Source organism: Streptomyces litchfieldiae (assembly GCF_031845365.1).
GTDB classification, from domain to species: domain Bacteria; phylum Actinomycetota; class Actinomycetes; order Streptomycetales; family Streptomycetaceae; genus Streptomyces; species Streptomyces litchfieldiae.
The window spans coordinates 117,702-136,684 of record NZ_JAVREL010000017.1; the positions used below are offsets into that span (position 1 = coordinate 117,702).

Sequence of the window (18,983 nt, forward strand, 5' to 3'; positions counted from 1 at the left end):
CAGTGGAGGGACCATGGCACGCACCGTGACCACCATACGCCCCGGCTCGCTCACCCTGCCCGCCGCGGCCCTCGGCCCCGAGAACCCCCTGCCCCCGCTGCTGCCCCGCGACGACGCGCACCGGATCGACCGGCGGCAGCGCGCCGCACTGCCCGCCGACATGGCCCGCCAGATCGGCTGGGCGCCGCTGGCCACCATGCTGCCCACCCGCCTCCGCGACGGCTACGGCCGCCGCCGCGTTCGCACCGAACTGACGACCGTGGTCATCGAGAACGACCGGCTGCGCGTCACCGTGCTGCCCGACTTCGGCGGTCGCGTCCACTCCCTCTACCACAAGCCGACCGGCCGCGATCTGCTCTACACCAACCCCGTTCTCCAGCCCGCCGACTTCGCGCTCAACGGCGCCTGGTTCTCCGGCGGCATCGAGTGGAACATCGGCGCCACCGGCCACACCACCCTTTCGTGCGCCCCGGTGCACGCCGGTGTGGTGCCCGCCCCCGGCGGCGGGCGCATGCTGCGGCTGTGGGAGTGGGAACGGCTGCGCGACACGCCGTTCCAGGTCGATCTGTGGCTGCCGGACGGCTCCGACTTCCTCTACGCCGGTGTGCGCGTCCGCAACCCGCACGCGCACACCGTCCCGGTCTACTGGTGGACCAACATCGCCGTCCCCGAGGGCCCCGGCACCCGGGTGCTGGCCCCGGCGGACGAGGCGTGGCACTTCGGCTACGAACGCAGCCTGCGCCGTTTCCCGGTGCCCGAGTGGGACGGCGCCGACCGCAGCTATCCGCTGCACGGCGACTTCCCGGCGGACTACTTCTACGAGGTGCGGCCCGGGGCGCGGAAGTGGGTGGCCGCGCTGGACGAGCACGGCCAGGGTTTCGCGCAGACCTCCACGGCGCTGCTGCGCGGGCGCAAGCTGTTCGTCTGGGGGGCGGGCCCGGGCGGGCGGCGCTGGCAGCGCTGGCTGACCGAGGACGGCACCCCGGGCTACGCCGAGATCCAGGCGGGCCTGGCCCGTACCCAGCTCGAACACGTGCCGCTGGGGCCGGGCGCCGAGTTCCGCTGGCTGGAGGCGTTCGGGCCGCTGGCCGCCGATCCGGCGGCGGTGCACGGCGCCGACTGGGCCGCCGCGACCGCGCACACCGAGCGGCGGCTCGGCGCGGCGCTGCCCGCGGCGGAGGTGGACGCGGCGTACGCGGCCTGGCTGCCGTACGCCGATCTCGACCCCAAGGAGACCCTGCACACCGCGAGCGGCTGGGGCGCGCTGGAGGTCGCGCGCGCCGGCCACGAGCTGCCCGGCACCCCGTTCGACCCCGGCACGCTCGGTCCCGACCAGCGGCCGTGGGTCCACCTGCTGGACACCGGGCGGCTGCCCGAGGAGACGGCGGCGCCCGGTCGGCCGCCGGGCCCGGGGCCGGTCTCCCCGCCCTGGCGGGAGCGGCTGGAGTGCGCGCCCGGCGGGCCGCTCACGGACTTCCACCTCGGCGTCGCGCAGTGGCACGCCAGGGATCACGCGCAGGCCCGGCGGAGCTGGGAGCGTTCCCTGGCCGCGGGGCCGAGCCCCTGGCCGCTGCGCTGTCTGGCGCTGGCGGAGGCGTGGGCCGGTCACCGCGACCGGGCGGCCGAACTCGCCCGCGTCGCCGTCGAGTTGGCGCTGGATACCCCGGGTGTGCCGCGCCCTGCGCTGGCGGCGCTGGCCCGCGAGGCGGTGCCGCTGCTGCTGGACGCGGGTCGCGCGGCCGACGCGCGCGGCGTCTTCGACCGGCTGCCTGCGGCGACCAGGGAGGCGGGCCGGTTCCGGCTGCTGGACTGCCGGATCCTGCTGGCGCAGGGGCAACGGGCCGCCGCCCGGGCCGTGTTCGACGCCGGGTTCGAGGTGGCCGATCTCCGCGAGGGCGACGAGACGCTGAGCGACACCTGGGCCGAGTTGACCGACGACCCGCTGCCCGACCGGTACGAGTTCCGCATGCGGCCGGCCTGATCAACAGCAGCCCCGCCGGGCGGCAATCGGGCACCGAACGGGCGGCCCGCGCCGCCCGGGCGGGCACCGTTTCCGGGCCCGCGCCCGGTCATGGCCCCGGGAAACGGGCATAACCGGGCACGAACTCTGCCCCGCCGCGCCTGTTCAGTCCCGTATCGCGACGGTAGAACAGTCGACACGGGCCCGAGCGGGCACCCGACCGGAGCGGCTGCGAGGAGGCACGCCATGACCGCGGAAGAGCGCCAGCGCGCCATCGTCACCGCCGCCCGGCGGGCCGGTTCCGTCGAGGTGTCCCGGCTGGCCCGGGACCTCGGCGTGGCCCGGGAGACCGTCCGCCGCGACCTGCGGGTCCTGGAGGCGCACGGCCTGCTGCGCCGCACGCACGGCGGGGCCTACCCCGTGGAGAGCGCCGGCTTCGAGACGACGCTCGCCCTGCGGGCGACGCGGCACGTGCCGGAGAAGCGGCGCATCGCCGCGGCGGCGGCCGAGCTGACCGGCGAGGCCGAGACGGTCTTCATCGACGAGGGCTTCACCCCGCAGCTCATCGCCGAGTCGCTGCCCCGGGACCGCGCCCTGACGGTGGTGACCGCCTCGCTGGCCGTCGCCACCACGCTCACACCCCGCGACAACGTCACCGTGCTGCTGCTCGGCGGCCGGGTCCGGGCCGCCACCATGGCGACCGTGGACCACTGGACGGCGAAGATGCTGGCCGGGTTCGTCATCGACCTCGGGTTCATCGGCGCCAACGGCATCTCCCGCGAGCACGGCCTGACCACCCCAGACCCGGCGGTCGCCGAGGTCAAGCGGCAGGCCGTACTCGCCTCCCGGCGGCGGGTGTTCGCGGGCATCCACACCAAGTTCGGCGCGGCCAGCTTCTGCCGTTTCGCCGACGTTCCCGACTTCGACGCGATCGTCACCAGTACCAGCCTCGGCACCGCCGAGGCCCACCGCTACTCCCTCCAGGGGCCGCAGATCATCCGGGTCTGACCGGCCCGTTCCGCTCCTTCCCCGACACCACGCGGGCGCGCGCTCCCGCGCGGCCCGGCCGCGCGCGCCCGAAAACCCACCCAGGAGCTCGACCATGCGCAGTCAGAGCCGACGCATCACGCGAGCCCTCACCGCCGGCACGGCGGCGGGCGCGCTGCTCACCGCCTGTGCCGGAGCCGGGGGCCTCGGCTCCTCCGGCGACAGCATCAACGTCCTCATGGTCAACAACCCGCAGATGACCCAGCTCCAGGAGCTCACCGAGGAGCACTTCACCGAGGAGACCGGCATCGAGGTCAACTTCACGGTGCTGCCCGAGAACGAGGTCCGGGACAAGATCGGGCAGGACTTCGCCAACCAGGCCGGCCAGTACGACGTGGCCACCATCAGCAACTACGAGACGCCGATCTACGCCGCCAACGGCTGGCTCCACCCGCTGGACGAATACCTCTCCGCCGACCCCGACTACGACGCGGCCGACATCCTGCCGCCGATCCAGCGCTCCCTCACCGGCGCCGACGGCCACGTGTACGCGCAGCCGTTCTACGGCGAGTCGTCGTTCCTGATGTACCGCCGGGACGTCTTCGCCGAGCACGGGCTGACCATGCCCGAACGCCCCACCTGGCGGGAAGTCGCGGACCTCGCCGCCGAGGTGGACGAGGCGGAGCCCGACATGCGGGGCATCTGCCTGCGGGGCCTGCCCGGTTGGGGCGAGGTCATCGCCCCGCTGACCACCGTCGTCAACACCTTCGGCGGCACCTGGTTCACCGCGGACTGGCAGGCGGCGCTCACCGAACCGGAGTTCGTCGAGGCCACCGAGTTCTATGTGGACCTGGTGCGCGAGCACGGCGAGGCGGGCGCCGCCCAGGCCGGGTACGCCGAGTGCCTCAACAACATGGTCCAGGGCAACACCGCCATGTGGTACGACGCCACCGCCGGGGCCGGCTCGCTGGAGGCCGAGGACTCCCCGGTCCGCGGCGACATCGGGTATGTGCCCGCGCCGGTGGCGGAGACGGAGAGCTCCGGCTGGCTCTACACCTGGGCCTGGGGCGTCCAGGGCGCCAGCCGGCACGCGGACGAGGCCTGGGAGTTCATCTCCTGGGCGTCCGGCGCCGAGTACGAGGAACTGGTCGGCGAGACCCTCGGCTGGGCCCATGTCCCGGCCGGCAAGCGCGCCTCCACCTATGACGACCCCCGGTACCGCCGGGCCGCCGCCGCCTTCTGGGAGGTGACGCGCGACGCCATCGCCGAGGCCGACCCGCTGAACCCGGGCGTCCAGGAACGCCCCGCGCCCGGCGTGCAGTTCGTCGGCATCCCCGAGTTCGCCGACCTCGGCACCCGGGTGTCCCAGGAGATCAGCGCGGCCATCGCCGGGCGGCAGAGCGTTCAGGACGCCCTGGAGACCGCCCAGGGCCTGGCCGAGGACGTCGCGGAGGAGCACCGGAGCCGATGACCGCCACCACTTCCCCCGCCACCGCCCCGCCGCCGGCTCCGGCCCCACGGGTGACCCGCACCCGGGACAAGGGCGCCCGCGCCCGGGCCTGGGCCACCCGCGCGCCCCTGCTGCCCGCCCTGATCTTCCTCGTCGTGGTCACCCAACTGCCGTTCGTCGCAACGCTGGTGATTTCGCTGTGGGACTGGAACGCCCTCTACCCCGACGAGCGCGCGTTCACCGGGCTCGGCAACTACGACACGGTGCTCGGCGACCCGGACCTGCGCGGCGCCGTCCTCACCACCGCCGTGCTGACCGCCACCGTGGTGCTGGTCAGCCTGGTCCTCGGGCTCGGCCTCGCGCTGCTGCTCGACCGCCGCTTCGCCGGGCGCGGCCTGGTCCGCACGATGACGATCACGCCGTTCCTGCTGGTGCCGGTGGCCGCTGCGCTGCTGTGGAAGCACGTGCTGTTCAACCCCGAATACGGACTGCTCAACGGGCTGTTGGCGCGCTTCGGGGACCTGTTCGGCTTCACGGCGCCGCAGCCCGACTGGATCTCCGACATGCCGCTGGCCGCCGTGGAGGTGGCGCTGATCTGGCAGTGGACGCCGTTCATGATGCTCATCCTGCTCGCCGGGCTCCAGAGCCGCCCGCCCGAACTCACCGAGGCCGCCCGCATCGACGGCGCCGGCGCCTGGCAGATCTTCGTCCACCTCACGCTGCCGCACCTGCGCCGCTACCTCGAACTGGGCGCGCTGCTCGGCTCGATCTACATCGTCCAGCACTTCGACGCGGTGTTCACCATCACCGCCGGCGGCCTCGACACGGCCAATCTGCCCTATGTCGTCTACCAGGAGTTCTACCAGGCGCAGGACTACGGCGTGGCGTCGGCGGCCGGGGTGCTCGTCGTCGTCGGCTCGCTCCTCATCGCCACCCTCGCGCTGCGCGTGGTGTCCTCGCTCTTCCGCGAAGAGGGGAGCCGGTCATGACCGTCACGAAGCCCCGCAACGTCCGCGGCGCGGCGCTGAGTCTGGCCGCCTGGTGCGCCGGGCTCCTGTTCTTCCTGCCGGTGGCCTGGATGGTGCTGACCTCGTTCCACTCGGAGTCCGACGCCGCCAGCAACCCGCCCGCGTTCACCGCCCCGCTCACCCTGGACGGCTATCGCGAGTTCTTCGGCACCTCCATCTGGGACGGCCCCTGGCCGCCGCTGATCAACTCCGCCACCGCGTCGGTCGCGTCCACGCTGCTCGTCCTGCTGCTGGCGCTGCCCGCCGCGTACGCGCTGACCATCAAGCCGGTGCGGGCCTGGCGCGACGTGCTGTTCTTCTTCCTGTCCACCAAGATGCTGCCGGTGGTGGCCGGGCTGCTGCCGGTCTTCCTCTTCGCGCGGAACATCGGGTTCCTGGACCACGTCTGGCTGCTGGTCATCCTCTACACCTCCATGAACCTGCCGATCGCGGTGTGGATGCTTCAGTCGTTCCTCGCCGAGGTCCCCGTCTCCGTCATCGAGGCGGCCCAGTTGGACGGCGCCCGGCTGCCGGCCGTGCTGCGCCAGGTGGTGGCCCCCATCGTCCTGCCCGGCATCGCGGCCACCGCGCTGATCTGCTTCATCTTCAGTTGGAACGAGCTGCTGTTCGCCCGGGTGCTGACCGGGGTGCGGGCCGAGACCGCGCCGGTCTTCCTGACGAGCTTCATCACCAGCCAGGGCCTGTTCCTCGCCCAACTGTCCGCCGCCTCGATCGCCATCTCCCTGCCGGTGCTCGCCGCGGGGTTCGCCGCCCAGGACAAGCTGGTCCAGGGCCTGTCGCTAGGAGCAGTCAAGTGAAAGCCGCCCTCATCGAATCCGTCGGCAGCGTCGCGGTCACCACGGTCCCCGACCCGGCGCCGGGCCCCGCCGACATCGTGGTGAAGGTGGCCGCCTGCGGGCTGTGCGGCACCGATCTGCACATCAGGGAGGGCGAGTTCGCGCCCCGGCTGCCGCTGGTGCCCGGCCACGAGTTCGCCGGCGAGGTCGTGGCGCTCGGGCGGGAGGTGAATGCGCTCGCGGTGGGCGACCGGGTCGCCGTCGACCCGTCCCTGTACTGCCACGCCTGCCGCTACTGCCGCACCGGGCACGCCAACCTGTGCGACCGCTGGGCGGCGATCGGGGTGAGCGTCGCGGGCGGCGCGGCCGAGTACGCGGTCGCGCCCGCCGCCAACTGCGTCCGGCTGCCCGACCACGTGGGCCTCCAGGACGCGGCGCTCATCGAGCCGCTGTCCTGCGCGATCCGCGGCTACGACGTGCTGCGGTCCACGCTGGGCGCGCGGGTGCTGATCTACGGCTCGGGCACGATGGGCCTGATGATGCTGGAGCTGGCCAAGCGCACCGGCGCCAGCGGCGTGGATGTCGTGGACGTCAACCCGGACCGGCTGGCCACCGCCCGCACCCTGGGCTGCTCGGCGACGGCGGCCAGCGCGGCCGAGCTGGACCGGCCGGAGGGCTGGGAGTTCGTCATCGACGCCACGGGCAACGCGGCGGCCATCCAGGACGGCCTGGGCCGGGTCGCGAAGGCCGGCACGTTCCTCCAGTTCGGCGTCTCGGACTACGCGACGCGGGCCACGATCGAGCCCTACAAGATCTACAACCGGGAGATCACCATCACCGGCTCGATGGCGGTGCTGCACAGCTACGAGCGCGCGGCCGACCTGTTCGCGGCCGGGGTGCTGGACCCGGCCGTGTTCATCAGCGACCGGCTGCCGCTGGACGACTACCCGGCCGCCCTTGACCGCTTCGCGGCGGGCGTCGGCCGCAAGATCGTGGTGGTGCCGTAGCCCCTTTCCGGCGGGCCGAGCGTTCCGCGCATGGGGGTGAGCGGCCCGACGATGGCCGCCCGCCCCTCGCCGCGGCTTGACTGAGGCCATGGTGATCCTGACCGTTCTCGCCGCGACCGTGACCCTGCTGCTGGCCGCCGCCGTCACCGGTGTCTTCTTCGCCTTCTCGGTGTCCGTGCTGCCCGGTCTCGACGCCGTCGGGGCCGGGCAGGCGGTGGCGTCCATGCGGAGCATCAACGAGAAGATCCTCAACCCCGTGTTCCTGTCCGCCTTCCTGGGCGTGCCGGTCGCCGCCGCGGCCACCGGCGCGCTGCTGCTGACGCAGGGCCACCGGGCGGCGGGCCTGGCGTTCCTCGCCGCCGCGGCCGTCTACGTCCTGGGCGTCATCGCGCCCACCGCCGCCGTCAACGTTCCGATGAACGAGACGCTCGCCGCCCTCGGCAGCCCCGACGACGCCGAGCGGGCGGCCCGGGCATGGGTGGAGTTCTCGCCGCGCTGGACCCGGTGGAACTCGCTGCGCGGTGCGTTCGGCGGGGTGACCCTGCTACTGGCCGCCCTCGGCGTCCACCTCTGGGGCAGGGCCGTCCGCTGATTCGCCGGGCACCCGGCACAGCGCCTCGGGGTTGAGCACGGCGAACCAGCCGTCGGCCCGGGCACCCCAGTCCCGCCACGCCTCGGCGATCCGCGCCAGGCCGTCCGGCGTGGCGTGCCCACCGGCCACGGCCAGTTCGGCGTAGTCGGAGGCGGTGGTGCGTTCCGCCCAGAGCTCCGACCACCAGGCCCGTTCCTCCGGGGTGGTGAAGCACCACGCCGTCGCCGTGGCGGTGACGTCCTCGAACCCGGCGCGCGCCGCCCAGGCCGCCAGCCGCCGCCCGGCGTCCGGCTCGGCGCCGCCCGCCCGGGCCACCCGGCGGTAGAGCCGCTGCCACTCCACCAGCCCCGGCACCTCCGGGTACCAGGTCATCGCCGCGTAGTCCGCGTCGCGCACGGCGACCACGCCGCCCGGGCGGCAGACCCGCCGCATCTCGCGCAGCGCGCCGACCGGGTCGGCCAGGTGCTGGAGCACCTGGTGGGCGTGCACCACGTCGAACGAGTCGTCGGGGAAGTCCAGCGCGTGCGCGTCGGCCGTGGCGAACCGCACGTTCGTCAGCCCCCGGGCCGCGGCCTCCGCGCGGGCCGCCGGCAGGATGCCGGCCGCGTGGTCCACGGCGGTGACCGGCCCCGGGGCCACCCGCCCGGCCAGGTCCGCGGTCAGCGTCCCCGGTCCGCAGCCGATGTCCAACAGGGCGAGGCCCGGGCGCAGTTCGGGCAGCAGATAGGCCGCGGAGTTCTCCGCGGTGCGCCAGCGGTGGGAACGCAGCACCGACTCGTGGTGTCCATGGATGTACACGGCTTCAGGCATGTCCCCACCCTGCCGGTCGTCTCGCATACCGAGCAACATCGTTTCAATATCCGGACAACGTCACCGCATCGGCCGAACGCCGCCCGTGCCCGGGATGGCCCGGCGCCCGGCCCGTGCTGGGCTGGAGGGCACGGGAAGCCGGGACCGGGCGCAGGGAGGTGCGCGCATGACCGAGCAGGCCGAACGGCCGGAACCGCCCGCGCGCGCCGCCGCCCCGCGCCCCCTCTTCGAGCGGCGGACCTGGCCGCGCAGCTTCGCGGACCGGCTCACCACCCCGCTCCCCGGACCGTTCACCCTGTACCGCGCCTCCCGCCGGGGCGCCCTGCGGCCCGGCGCCGCGGCGCTGCGCGAGGCCGCCGGGCTGCCGTTCGCCCCGGGCCCGCTGCCCCGGGCCGGGCCGGGCACGCTGGCGGTGACCTGGGCCGGGCACGCGAGCTGGGTGGTCCGCATCGGCGGCCTGACCGTGCTCACCGACCCGGTGTGGTCGCGCCGGATCCTGGCCACCCCCGCCCGCCTCACCCCGGTCGGTGTGGCCTGGGAGGACCTGCCCCCGGTGGACGCGGTCGTCATCTCGCACAACCACTACGACCACCTCGACGCGCCCACCCTGAAGCGACTGCCGCGCCGCACCGCGCTGTTCGTCCCGGCCGGGCTCGGCGGCTGGTGCCGGCGCCGGGGCTTCCGCCGCGTCACCGAGCTGGACTGGTGGGAGGCGGCCGAACTGCCCGCCCCCGGCGGCCCGGTGCGCTTCGACTTCGTCCCCGCCCACCACTGGTCCAAGCGCACCCTCACCGACACCTGCCGCTCGCTGTGGGGCGGCTGGGTGCTCAGCGACCGCGCGGGGCGGCGCCTGTACTTCGCGGGGGACACCGGCTACGGGCCCTGCTTCCTGGAGATCGGAGCCCGTTTCCCGGGCATCGACCTGGCCCTGCTGCCGATCGGCGCCTATGACCCGCCCTGGCTGCAACGGCCCGTGCACACCGACCCCGAGGAGGCCGTGCGTGCCTGCGGCGACCTGGGCGCCGTCCGGATGGCGCCGATGCACTGGGCAACGTTCCTGCTGTCGGCCGAGCCGCCGGCCGAGCCGCTGGACCGGGTCCGCGCCGCCTGGCGGCTCTCGGGCCGCCCCGCCGACCACCTGTGGGACCTGCCGGTGGGCGGCTCCCGGGCGCTGGAGTAGGCCCCGTCCGGCCGATCCCACCGGGCTTACACCGCGGAGTCACGAGCCCGCGGGGATCCGGAAGACAGGCCCTACGCCCCGGGCTGCTCCGGGACCGTTCCGTCGGCCAGCTCCCGGACGATGTCCAGGTGACCGGCGTGCCGGGCGTACTCCTGGAGCAGATGGAACAGGATCCAGCTCAGCGCCGGCAGCGGGGTGCCCTCCTCGAACCGCTTGCTGCTCGCCGGCGGCACATCCGTCAGCTCGGCGCCCGCGACGATCTCGCGGGAGCGGGCGCACTGCTCCTCGAAACGGGCGAAGACCTCCGCCGCCGTCATCCCCTCGGGGACCGCCCAGCGCTCGTCGGGGCCCCGGTCGCCCCACGGGTCGGGCACGTTCTCGCCGAGCAGGCCCCACACCAGCCAGCGGCGCTCGACGTGCGCCAGGTGCCAGACGAGCTGGAGCGGGGTCCAGCCCGTCGGCAGCCGGGAGCCGCGCAGCTCGTCCTCGTCCAGGCCCGCCAGCTTCTCCAGGATCACGGCGCGGTAGTAGTCGAGGTAGGCGGTGAGCAGGTCCTTGGGGTCGCCCAGCGTCTTCGGCGGCTCGGTGATCAACGGGTGGCTCCGTTCAGGTCGAGGACCGGCGCGTCCGGTCGGTCGATGCCGAACACGCGCAGGTAGAGGGCGAGTTCGGCCTCAATGGCGCGCCGGATCGTGTCGTCACGGCGGAAGCCGTGGCCCTCGCCGGGGAAGGCGAGGTAGGCGTGCGGCACGTCGCGTCCGGCGACGGCGGCGAGCAGGCGTTCGGCCTGGACGGGCGGGCAGATCACGTCGTCCAGGCCCTGGAGCAGCAGGAACGGCGCGGTGATCCGGTCGGCGTGGTGCACCGGGGAGCGTTCGTGGTAGCGCTCGGGAACCTTGGCGAGCGGGCCGACCAGCGTCTCCAGATAGCGGGACTCGAAGTCGTGGGTCTCGTCCACGGCCCAGCCGGTCAGATCGAGGATGGGGTAGCTGATGGTGCCGCAGGCGTACACGTCCGCGGTGGCGGGCGAGACGAGGGAGGCGGCGGCGGTCCAGCCGCCGGCGCTGCCGCCGCGGATGGCGAGCCGGTCGGGGTCGGCGGCGCCCTCGGCGGCCAGCGCGCGGGCGACGGCGGCGCAGTCCTGGACGTCCACGACGCCCCACCGTTCGCGCAGCTTGTTGCGGTAGGCGCGGCCGTGGCCGGTGGACCCGCCGTAGTTGACCTCGGCGACGCCGAAGCCGCGCGAGGTGAAGTAGGCGATCTCCAGGTCGAGTACGAGCGGGGCGCGGGAGGTGGGGCCGCCGTGCGCCCAGATGATGAACGGGGGCGGCGTCCCGGCCGGGCCGGTCAGCCCGGGGTGGGCGGGCGGGTAGAGCTGGGCGTGGACCTCGCGGCCGTCCGGGCCGGGGAAGACGCGGGCGCGGGGCTCGGGGTAGTAGGCGGGGTCGACGGCGTCGCGGTGGGCGTGGGCGACCACGCGGCAGTGGCCGGTGGCGGTGTCCAGGCGCACGATCTCGTGGTGGCGGCCGGGGCCGGCAGCGATGCCGGCGACGGCGGTGTCGAACGTGGCGAGGGCCGGGGACCACTCGGTCCAGGGGCCGGGGACATCGGCCAGTTCGCCGGTGGCCGGGTCGAGGATGCCCAGCCGGGCGGTGCCCCGGCCGTGCACGACCGCGATCGTTCCGTTGTCCAGCGGGGCGAACCAGCGGTGGCCCACGCGCCACAGGGCGTCGGCGAACTCCTCCTCGCGCGGGCAGAGGTTGACGGCGTGGCCGGTGTCGGGGTCGACGCGGTGCACGTTCCACCAGCCGGTGCGGTCGGTGGCGGCCAGCAGGGTGCCGTCCGGCACCCACTCGACCTGGGCGATCGCCTCCTCGGGGCCGCCGGCCAGGGTGCGCACCGCGGTGAGCCGGGGCCGGGGCCCGCCGGTGACCTCGGCGATCTTCAGCTCGGTGCCGTCCCAGGGCATGCGGGGGTGGTCCCAGGCCAGCCACACCGCGCGGGTGCCGTCCGGGGACAGCCGGGGCCCGGTGAGGAAACGGTGCCGGTCGGTGTCCAGCTCCCGGAGCGCCGAACGGTCCTCGGCGGCCGAGCCGTCGAGCGGCACGGCCACCGGCAGCCGCCACACGTCGCCGGGGCCCTCGCCGGTGAACTCCTCCAGCACGCCCCACACTTCGCCCAGCTCCAGGTGAATGTGGAAGTCGCACCAGCGCAGGCCGCCGCCCACGGACGAGCGCGGGGTGAGGGGGCGCGGCGCGGGGCCGCCCGGCGCGTCCGGCTCGATCGCGTACAGGCGCTGGTCGGCGAAGTCGGTGAAGACGACGAGCGGGCCCGCGCCGTCCGGGCGGGCCACGCCCGCCCAGGGCCGGCCGCCGTACTCGATGACGCGGTTTCGGACGTTCCAGGGCGGCGGCAGCACGGACACCGCGTCGCCGCCGTCCGGAGTCAGGCGCAGCAGCGCGCGGCGCCCGCCCTCGGCGGGGCGGGGCGCGGTCCACCACAGCTCCTCGCCGAGTGAGCCGAGGTACTCGGGCCGGCCGTCGTGCGCGGCGACGAGCGCGGCGTCGATCGGGGAGGGCCAACTGCCGTACGGGGCCTCGGGCACGGTGCCTCCTAGAGGGCGCGCAGCGCCCGGTCGAGTACGCGGGTGCCGAAGTGCAGCGCGTCCACCGGCACGCGTTCGTCCACGCCGTGGAACATCGCCTGGTAGTCGAAGCCCTCGGGCAGCCGCAGCGGCATGAAGCCATAGCCGGTGACGCCGAGCCGGGAGAACTGCTTGGCGTCGGTGCCGCCGGACATGCAGTACGGGATGACGTGCGCGTCCGGGTCGAAGTGCAGCAGCGCCTCGCGCATGACGGCGAAGACCGGGGCGTCCACCGGGGCCTGGAGCGGGATCTCGTGGTGCAGGTAGTCCCAGGCGACGTCCGGGCCGGTCAGCCGGTCGAGGGTGGTGGTGAACTCCTCGTCGCCGCCCGGGACAACGCGGCCGTCGACGTGCGCGGTGGCGCTGCCGGGGATCACGTTCACCTTGTAACCGGCGTCCAGCATCGTGGGGTTGGCGCTGTTGCGGACGGTGGGGGCGAGCAGCGCGGCGGCCGGGCCGAGCCGCGCGAGCAGGTCGTCCACGCCGGCGGCCAGCGCCTCGGGGTCGGGGGCGTCCAGGTCGGGCAGCGGCAGGTCGTAGAGCGTGGCGAGTTCGGTCAGGGCGGCGCGGACGGTGGGGCTGAGCCGCACCGGCCAGGTGTGCTCGCCGATGCGGTTGACGGCGGCGGCCAGCCGGGTGACGGCATTGGTCCGGTTGATCTTGGAGCCGTGGCCGGCCCGCCCGGTGGCGGTCAGGGTCAGCCAGGCGGTGCCGCGTTCGCCGGCGGCCACGGGGTAGAAACGGCGTCCGTCGCCGGGGTGGAAGGTGAACGCGCCGGACTCGCCGATCGCCTCGGTGCAGCCGTCGAACAGCTCGGGGCGGCTGGCGACGAGGTACCCGGAGCCGAACTGCGCGGTGTCCTCCTCGTCGGCGGTGAAGGCGAGCACGATGTCGCGCCGGGGGCGCACCCCGGCGCGGGCCCAGGCGCGCACCACGGCCAGCACCATGGCGTCGGAGTCCTTCATGTCCACCGCGCCCCGGCCCCAGACGACGCCGTCGGCGATCTCGCCGGAGAAGGGGTGCACGCTCCACTCGGCGGGGTCGGCGGGAACGACGTCGAGGTGGCCGTGGACCAGCAGCGCGTCGGCACCGGGGTCGGTGCCGGACACGCGGGCGACCACGTTGGTGCGGCCCGGGGCCTTCTCCAGCAGCACCGGGTCGAGTCCGGCCTCGGCGAGGCGCTCGGCGACGTATTCGGCGGCCGGGCGCTCGACGCCCTCGCCCTGGCCGCGGTTGGTGGTGTCGATCCTGATCAGGTCGGAGGTGAACCGGACCGCCTCGTCCAGCGCCGTCGCGTCGATGTGCTCAGCCATACCATTCCTCCACCGCTGCGGATACCAGCGTCGTGACCGCCTTGAAGCAGCGGATTCCCTCGTACATCGTGGGCGCCTCGTACGCCACCCGGCGCGGCCCGGTCTGCTCGACGCCGGGCACGATGGTCGCCGCGCCGGCGAGGTGTTCGGCGTCGAACTCGATCTCGATGGTGCGGGTCGCAAGCGCGGCCGGCTCGTGGCGGACCGCGAGGGCGGCGCCGCGGGCGGCGGCCGCGCGGATGTCGGCCGCCGTGCGGGCGGGGGTGCGGCAGACGGCGGCGTAGCGGGAGACGTACTCCTTGACGGCCACGGCGGGCGCGTCGGGGGCGTAGCCGCGGGCGTCGGCGCAGGTGCGGTCGTCGCCGGTGACCAGGACGACCGGGGTGCCGTACTCGGCGACGACGAGCGAGTTGAGCAGGCCCTCGCTGGCGCGGACGCCGTCGACGAAGACGCCGGTGAGGGAGTTGCCCAGATAGGTGTGGGCGAGGACGCCCTCGTCGCCGGCGCCGGTGTGGTAGCCGACGAAGGCGATGCCGTCGATGTCGCCGTGCTGCACGCCCTCGACCATGCTCAGCGCCTTGTGACGGCCCGTCAGCATCCGGGCGCGGTCGTCGAGCTGTTCGAGGAGCAGGTTCCGCATGGACATGTGCGCCTCGTTGACCAGGACTTCATCGGCGCCGCCGTCGAAGAACCCGGCGATCGCGGCGTTGACGTCGGAGGTGAACAGGGGGCGAAAGCGCTCCCACTCGGGGGTGCCGGGCAAGCAGTCGGCGGGCCAGGTGACTCCGGTGGCCCCTTCCATGTCGGCCGAGATCAGGATCCTGGTCATGGGGTGCCACGTTACCCGTCGCGGCCGATGACCAGCCAGTTTGACGGCAGTTCGACACGGTCCGGGTCCGGGCCGGGCTCGGCGCCTGGGGACGGCGGGCCCGGGTGCGTCTCGCCGGCGGCGGGGGCGCCGACCTCCAGGACCGGGTGGCCGAGGTCGCACAACTGGCCGGCGATGTAGCCACTCTCCGCCCGGGTCATGCCGGGCAGCGCGTCGGGGAGGCGCCGGGCCAGCTCGGCCGCCTCGGCGCTGCCCGTGCGCGTGGCGAATCCGGGCGAGACGCTCCGGTCGGGCGCGCCGAGGCCGTCGGCGCGCAGGCCGGCGCCGTCCCCGGCGAGCACCAGGACCCGGGCGGCGCCGGGGCCGCGCAGCGGGTACACCCACCACAGCACGTCGCCGGCGGTGCCGTCGCGGTCGGGGCGGCGGGTCCAGAACCGGCCCGCGGCGGGCCGCGCGGGGCCCGTGCCCGAGGTGGTCCCGGCGCCGAGGAGGAGTTCGGCGGGCAGGATGCTTTCGGTGCGCGGGATGCTCCGGGCGCGCGGCAGGGGGTCGGGCGGCGCGGGCTCCCCCACCGGGTCCCCGGCGTCCGGGTCGAGCACGGTGGACAGGGGCAGGAGCTCGGCGGCCGGGCGGCCGACCGCGTCCTTCGGGCCGACGCCGAAGAGCCGGCGCGCGCCGTCACTCCAGTGCGAGACGCGGCCCGCCACGTCGACGACGATCACGGCCAGCGGGATTCTCGCCCAGCCAGGGGGGCGTTCCGGGTCGGCGGCCACCATCTCTCCTTCCGGGCGGGCGGTTTCACGGTACGCCGCCGGGGGCGCGTGGCGGGAGAGATTGGCCCGGGTGATTGTGCGCCGGAGCGCTTAGGCGTGTGCGACCGCCGCCGCGCCGGTGACGCGTTCCGCCAGAAGCCGGAGTGCGCCGGCCGACTCGCTCCCCTCGGCGGGGCTGTACACATACATCTGTTCGTCGAGTTCACCGGCGGTGGCGGGCAGGCACAGCGTCTCGTAGTCGAGGATCAGCTCGCCGACGGCCGGGTGCCAGAAGCGCCTGGTGCCGCTGCCGCACAGCAGGACCTCGCCGGCCGCCCAGAAGCGGCGGAAGCCGGCGTCACGGGCGGTCAGCTCGGCGACGAGCCCGGCGAGATACGTGTCGCCCGGGTGCCGTCCCGTGGCGTGCCGCAGCACCGCGACCATCTCCCTGGTCCGCTCGGCCCAGTCGGGGAAGATCTCGCGGGCGGCCGGGTCGAGGAAGACGTAACGGGCGTGGTTGCGCTCGGCGGGCGGGCGCTCGCCGACTCGGCCGAACAGCTCGGACCCCAGCCCGTTCCAGCCGACGACGTCCATGCGGTAGTCCATGACGACGGCCGGCAGCATCGGCATGCCGTCCAGGATCCGCTGCACCGCGGGGCCGACATGGCCGGGCCGGGGGCCGCCGTCGACGTTGCCCTCGCCGTCGCGGCGGGTGGCCAGGGTGCGGAGATGGTCCCGCTCGGTGGCGTCCAGGCCGAGGGCGCGGGCGAGCGCGTCCAGCACCTCGGCGGACGGCTGGGTGGCGCGGCCCTGCTCCAGCCGCACGTAGTAGTCGACGCTGATTCCGGCGAGCTGGGCCAGCTCCTCACGGCGCAGCCCGCGCACCCTGCGCCGGCGCCCGCCCGGGATTCCGACGCTCTCGGGCGCCACGCGTGCGCGTCGGGCGCGCAGGAAGGCGCCCATGTCGCGGCCGTTGTCCTCCATGCCGTCCAGTATGCGTGGCCCTGCCAATACCAGGACAGCGCGGCCGACGGATGAAGCGGGTGCTGGCTGCCGCCGGTGGGGCGTGGCACAACGGAGACATGAGCGAGAAGAGCGCCCCCAACGAGAGCGATGAGCAGAGCACGAAGAATGTACTGATTGTCAGCGCCCATCCCGAACCCCGTTCCCTGAACGCCTCGCTCGCGTCGTTCGCGGCCGAGGAGCTGCGCCGCGCCGGGCACCACGTGCGCACCTCGGACCTGTACGCGATGAAGTGGAAGGCCGGCGTGGACGCCGACGACTTCCCCGACCACTCCCCCGCCGACCGGCTGGACGTGATGGCCGTCTCGGGGGACGCGACCGAGCGGGGCCGGCTGGCCGGGGACATCGCCGCCGAGCAGGAGAAGCTGCTCTGGTCGGACGCGGTGATCCTCCAGTTCCCGATGTGGTGGTTCTCGGTGCCGGCGGTGCTCAAGGGCTGGATCGACCGCGTCTTCACCTACGGCTTCGGCTACGGCGACTCCCGCATGCCGCGATACGGCGACGGCGTGCTCGCCGGGCGGCGCGCGATGCTCTCGCTGACGGTCGGCGCCCGGGACACGGCGTTCTCGGCGCGCGGCGTGCACGGCCCGATGGACCAGGTGCTGTTCCCGCTCCAGCACGGCCTGCTGCACTACACGGGGATGGAGGTGCTGGAGCCGTTCGTGGTGTGGCACGCCATCGGGCTGGGCGAGGACGCGTACGAGGCGGCGACGCGCGAGTACCGGGAGCGGCTGCGGACGCTGTTCACGGCGGAGCCGATCCCGTTCCGCACGCTGAAGGACGGCGACTACACCCGCTCCCTCGAACTGCGCCCCGGCCTGGAGACGCCGGGCAGCAGCGGTCTGGCGCTCCACGTCCGGGGCGGCTGAGCGATGGGCTACTTCTTCTCCGTCTCGGCCGCGAGATTGGCCAGGAGCTGCTGGTAGACCTTCTGGAGCGCCCGGGGCGCGAAGATCCGTTCGAACACGCCGCCGATGCCGCCCGCCCCCTCCCACGCCGAGTGGATGGTGGCCAGCGAGGCGCCCCCGGCGGGCTCCACGGTCCAGGTGGTGACCAGGGTGGAGTTGCGGTCGGTCTCGACCAGCTTGCGGTCCTCGGGCTCGGTGATGTCCACCAGGCACTCGCGCACCCGGCTCTTGGTGGCGTGGAACCGGAAGAAGAGCACGGTCCCCTCGCCGTCGCCCCCCTCCCGCACCTCGTAGTCGGTGAACTGCTCGGGCAGCAGTCGGCCGTGCACCTCCTGGTAGTCGGCAAGCGCGTCGAACACGTCATCGGGCTCCGCCTTGATCTCGCGCCGCGCGACGATCTCGACCAGGGACATGCGGATTCTCCTGCCGTCGTAGGTACTTGGCGGCCAAGCTAACCATCTCCGGGACGCACCTCCGCGCGGGCCCCGGGCGCACGCGGCGCCCGGGGCCGCTCCGTATGCCCGGATTCGGCTTGACAGCCCCGCCGCGAACATGTGTTCTATTTCTGTACGACAGCACCGAGGAGGCCCCATGCGCTGGAACAATCTGAGCGATGACACCCCGGCCGCGGCCCCCGCGCTCTTCGGCACCGACGTCGTCACCCGGACGTTCGACACCCCGGAGTTCCGCGGCATCACCTTCCACGAGGTGCGCGCCCGCTCCATCGTCAACCGGGTCCCGGGCGCCTCGCGGATGCCGTTCGTCTGGACCGTGAACCCGTATCGCGGCTGCTCCCACGCCTGCGTGTACTGCTTCGCCCGCAAGACGCACAGCTATCTGGACCTGGACACGGGCGTGGGCTTCGACACCCAGATCGTCGTCAAGGTCAACGCTCCAGACCTGTTGCGCCGCGAGCTGGGCGCCCGCCGCTGGCAGGGCGAGCACATCGCGATGGGCACGAACGTCGACTGCTACCAGCGCGCCGAGGGCCGCTACCGGCTGATGCCCGGCATCATCTCCGCGCTGCGCGACTACGCCAACCCGTTCTCCATCCTCACCAAGGGCACCCTGATCCTGCGCGACCTGCGCCTGCTGCGGCAGGCCGCCGACGTCACCGACGTGGGCGTCTCGGTCTCGGTCGGCTTCGTCGACCCGGTGATGTGGCGCACGGTCGAGCCCGGCACCCCGGCCCCCGAGCGGCGCCTGGACGTGGTGCGCACCCTGGCCGAGCACGGCGTCTCCTGCGGCGTGCTGATGGCGCCCGTCATCCCCTACCTCACCGACTCCCCCGCCCAGCTCCGCGAAACGGTCCGCGCGATCGCCGCGGCCGGCGCCACCTCGGTCACCCCGCTCGCGCTGCACCTGCGCCCCGGGGCGCGCGAGTGGTTCATGGGCTGGCTGGCCACGCACCACCCGCACCTCGTGCGCCGCTACCAGGTGCTGTACGCGGACGGCGCCTACGCGCCCAAGTGGTACCAGCGCCGCATCACCGGCCAGGTCCACGAGCTGGCGGCCGAATACGGCATGGGCCCCACCCCTCGCGGCGCGCACCGCGCCCTGCGCGAGCCCGAACCCGAACCGGAGCCCGAACCCGGCGCGACCCAGCTCACTTTGCTGTAGGACGCTCCGCACACTGTCAACAACCCGCGACAATTCGGATATTGATCGATTACCGACCTTTCGGTAACGTTCGCGCAAACGAGGCGCGAACGCTCGGGGGTGCG

General features: G+C 74.1%; 18 protein-coding genes. 10 read left to right on the plus strand and 8 right to left on the minus strand.

Annotated features, from left to right (window positions below; all coding sequences use genetic code 11):
* Nucleotides 1–13 precede the first annotated feature (13 nt).
* The 7 genes from RM590_RS25785 to RM590_RS25815 all read left to right on the plus strand — a co-directional run bounded on the left by RM590_RS25785 (nt 14) and on the right by RM590_RS25815 (nt 7,800).
* On the plus strand, nt 14–1,981 hold the full coding sequence (locus RM590_RS25785; protein ID WP_311707107.1) for a DUF5107 domain-containing protein: 1,968 nt from the start codon (nt 14–16) through the stop codon (nt 1,979–1,981).
* 225 nt (nt 1,982–2,206) lie between these two features.
* Nucleotides 2,207–2,968, plus strand: a complete 762-nt coding sequence (locus tag RM590_RS25790; protein ID WP_311707108.1) for a DeoR/GlpR family DNA-binding transcription regulator — start codon at nt 2,207–2,209, stop codon at nt 2,966–2,968.
* Nucleotides 2,969–3,062: 94 nt separating this feature from the next.
* Complete coding sequence (locus tag RM590_RS25795; protein ID WP_311707109.1) at nt 3,063–4,418, plus strand: ABC transporter substrate-binding protein; 1,356 nt, start codon at nt 3,063–3,065, stop codon at nt 4,416–4,418.
* Complete coding sequence (locus RM590_RS25800; RefSeq protein WP_311707110.1) at nt 4,415–5,386, plus strand: carbohydrate ABC transporter permease; 972 nt, start codon at nt 4,415–4,417, stop codon at nt 5,384–5,386. The genes RM590_RS25795 and RM590_RS25800 overlap by 4 nt, the downstream gene beginning before the upstream one ends.
* Complete coding sequence (locus RM590_RS25805; protein ID WP_311707111.1) at nt 5,383–6,222, plus strand: carbohydrate ABC transporter permease; 840 nt, start codon at nt 5,383–5,385, stop codon at nt 6,220–6,222. Before RM590_RS25800 ends, RM590_RS25805 begins: the two co-directional genes overlap by 4 nt.
* Complete coding sequence (locus RM590_RS25810; protein WP_311707112.1) at nt 6,219–7,208, plus strand: zinc-dependent alcohol dehydrogenase family protein; 990 nt, start codon at nt 6,219–6,221, stop codon at nt 7,206–7,208. Before RM590_RS25805 ends, RM590_RS25810 begins: the two co-directional genes overlap by 4 nt.
* 88 nt (nt 7,209–7,296) lie before the next feature.
* Nucleotides 7,297–7,800, plus strand: coding sequence for an anthrone oxygenase family protein (locus RM590_RS25815; RefSeq protein ID WP_311707113.1), 504 nt, complete (start codon nt 7,297–7,299; stop codon nt 7,798–7,800).
* Here the strand turns inward: RM590_RS25815 and RM590_RS25820 are convergent.
* Entirely contained in the window at nt 7,753–8,610 is an 858-nt protein-coding gene (locus tag RM590_RS25820) for a methyltransferase domain-containing protein (protein WP_311707114.1), read from the minus strand. The genes RM590_RS25815 and RM590_RS25820 overlap by 48 nt on opposite strands.
* Nucleotides 8,611–8,776: 166 nt before the next feature.
* Between RM590_RS25820 and RM590_RS25825 the strand changes: the two genes are divergently transcribed.
* The gene (locus RM590_RS25825) at nt 8,777–9,790 is read left to right on the plus strand and encodes an MBL fold metallo-hydrolase (protein WP_311707115.1); all 1,014 of its coding nucleotides are present in this window, start codon (nt 8,777–8,779) and stop codon (nt 9,788–9,790) included.
* Nucleotides 9,791–9,861: 71 nt separating this feature from the next.
* On the opposite strand, the gene RM590_RS25830 is transcribed toward RM590_RS25825, so the two are convergent.
* The 6 genes from RM590_RS25830 to RM590_RS25855 form a co-directional block, all read right to left on the minus strand.
* Complete coding sequence (locus RM590_RS25830; RefSeq protein ID WP_311707116.1) at nt 9,862–10,383, minus strand: DinB family protein; 522 nt, start codon at nt 10,381–10,383, stop codon at nt 9,862–9,864.
* Nucleotides 10,380–12,395: a S9 family peptidase gene (locus tag RM590_RS25835; protein ID WP_311707118.1), complete on the minus strand. Its 2,016-nt coding sequence runs from the start codon at nt 12,393–12,395 to the stop codon at nt 10,380–10,382. The genes RM590_RS25830 and RM590_RS25835 overlap by 4 nt, the downstream gene beginning before the upstream one ends.
* Before the next feature lie 8 nt (nt 12,396–12,403).
* Nucleotides 12,404–13,747: a M20/M25/M40 family metallo-hydrolase gene (locus RM590_RS25840; protein ID WP_311707119.1), complete on the minus strand. Its 1,344-nt coding sequence runs from the start codon at nt 13,745–13,747 to the stop codon at nt 12,404–12,406.
* Complete coding sequence (locus RM590_RS25845; protein ID WP_311707120.1) at nt 13,740–14,576, minus strand: M55 family metallopeptidase; 837 nt, start codon at nt 14,574–14,576, stop codon at nt 13,740–13,742. Before RM590_RS25845 ends, RM590_RS25840 begins: the two co-directional genes overlap by 8 nt.
* An 11-nt stretch (nt 14,577–14,587) precedes the next feature.
* Nucleotides 14,588–15,352 (minus strand): PAS domain-containing protein, encoded by a 765-nt coding sequence (locus RM590_RS25850; protein ID WP_311707122.1) that lies wholly within the window; start codon nt 15,350–15,352, stop codon nt 14,588–14,590.
* A gap of 87 nt (nt 15,353–15,439) precedes the next feature.
* Complete coding sequence (locus RM590_RS25855; protein WP_311707123.1) at nt 15,440–16,312, minus strand: helix-turn-helix domain-containing protein; 873 nt, start codon at nt 16,310–16,312, stop codon at nt 15,440–15,442.
* 98 nt (nt 16,313–16,410) lie between these two features.
* On the opposite strand from RM590_RS25855, the gene RM590_RS25860 reads away from it, so the two are divergent.
* Nucleotides 16,411–17,220, plus strand: coding sequence for an NAD(P)H-dependent oxidoreductase (locus RM590_RS25860; RefSeq protein WP_311707124.1), 810 nt, complete (start codon nt 16,411–16,413; stop codon nt 17,218–17,220).
* 8 nt (nt 17,221–17,228) lie between these two features.
* On the opposite strand, the gene RM590_RS25865 is transcribed toward RM590_RS25860, so the two are convergent.
* The gene (locus RM590_RS25865) at nt 17,229–17,672 is read right to left on the minus strand and encodes an SRPBCC family protein (protein WP_311707125.1); all 444 of its coding nucleotides are present in this window, start codon (nt 17,670–17,672) and stop codon (nt 17,229–17,231) included.
* Nucleotides 17,673–17,850: 178 nt separating this feature from the next.
* Here RM590_RS25865 and RM590_RS25870 point away from each other — a divergent pair, with 178 nt between their 5' ends.
* Entirely contained in the window at nt 17,851–18,879 is a 1,029-nt protein-coding gene (locus RM590_RS25870) for an Rv2578c family radical SAM protein (protein ID WP_311707126.1), read from the plus strand.
* The last annotated feature ends 104 nt before the right edge of the window (nt 18,880–18,983 follow it).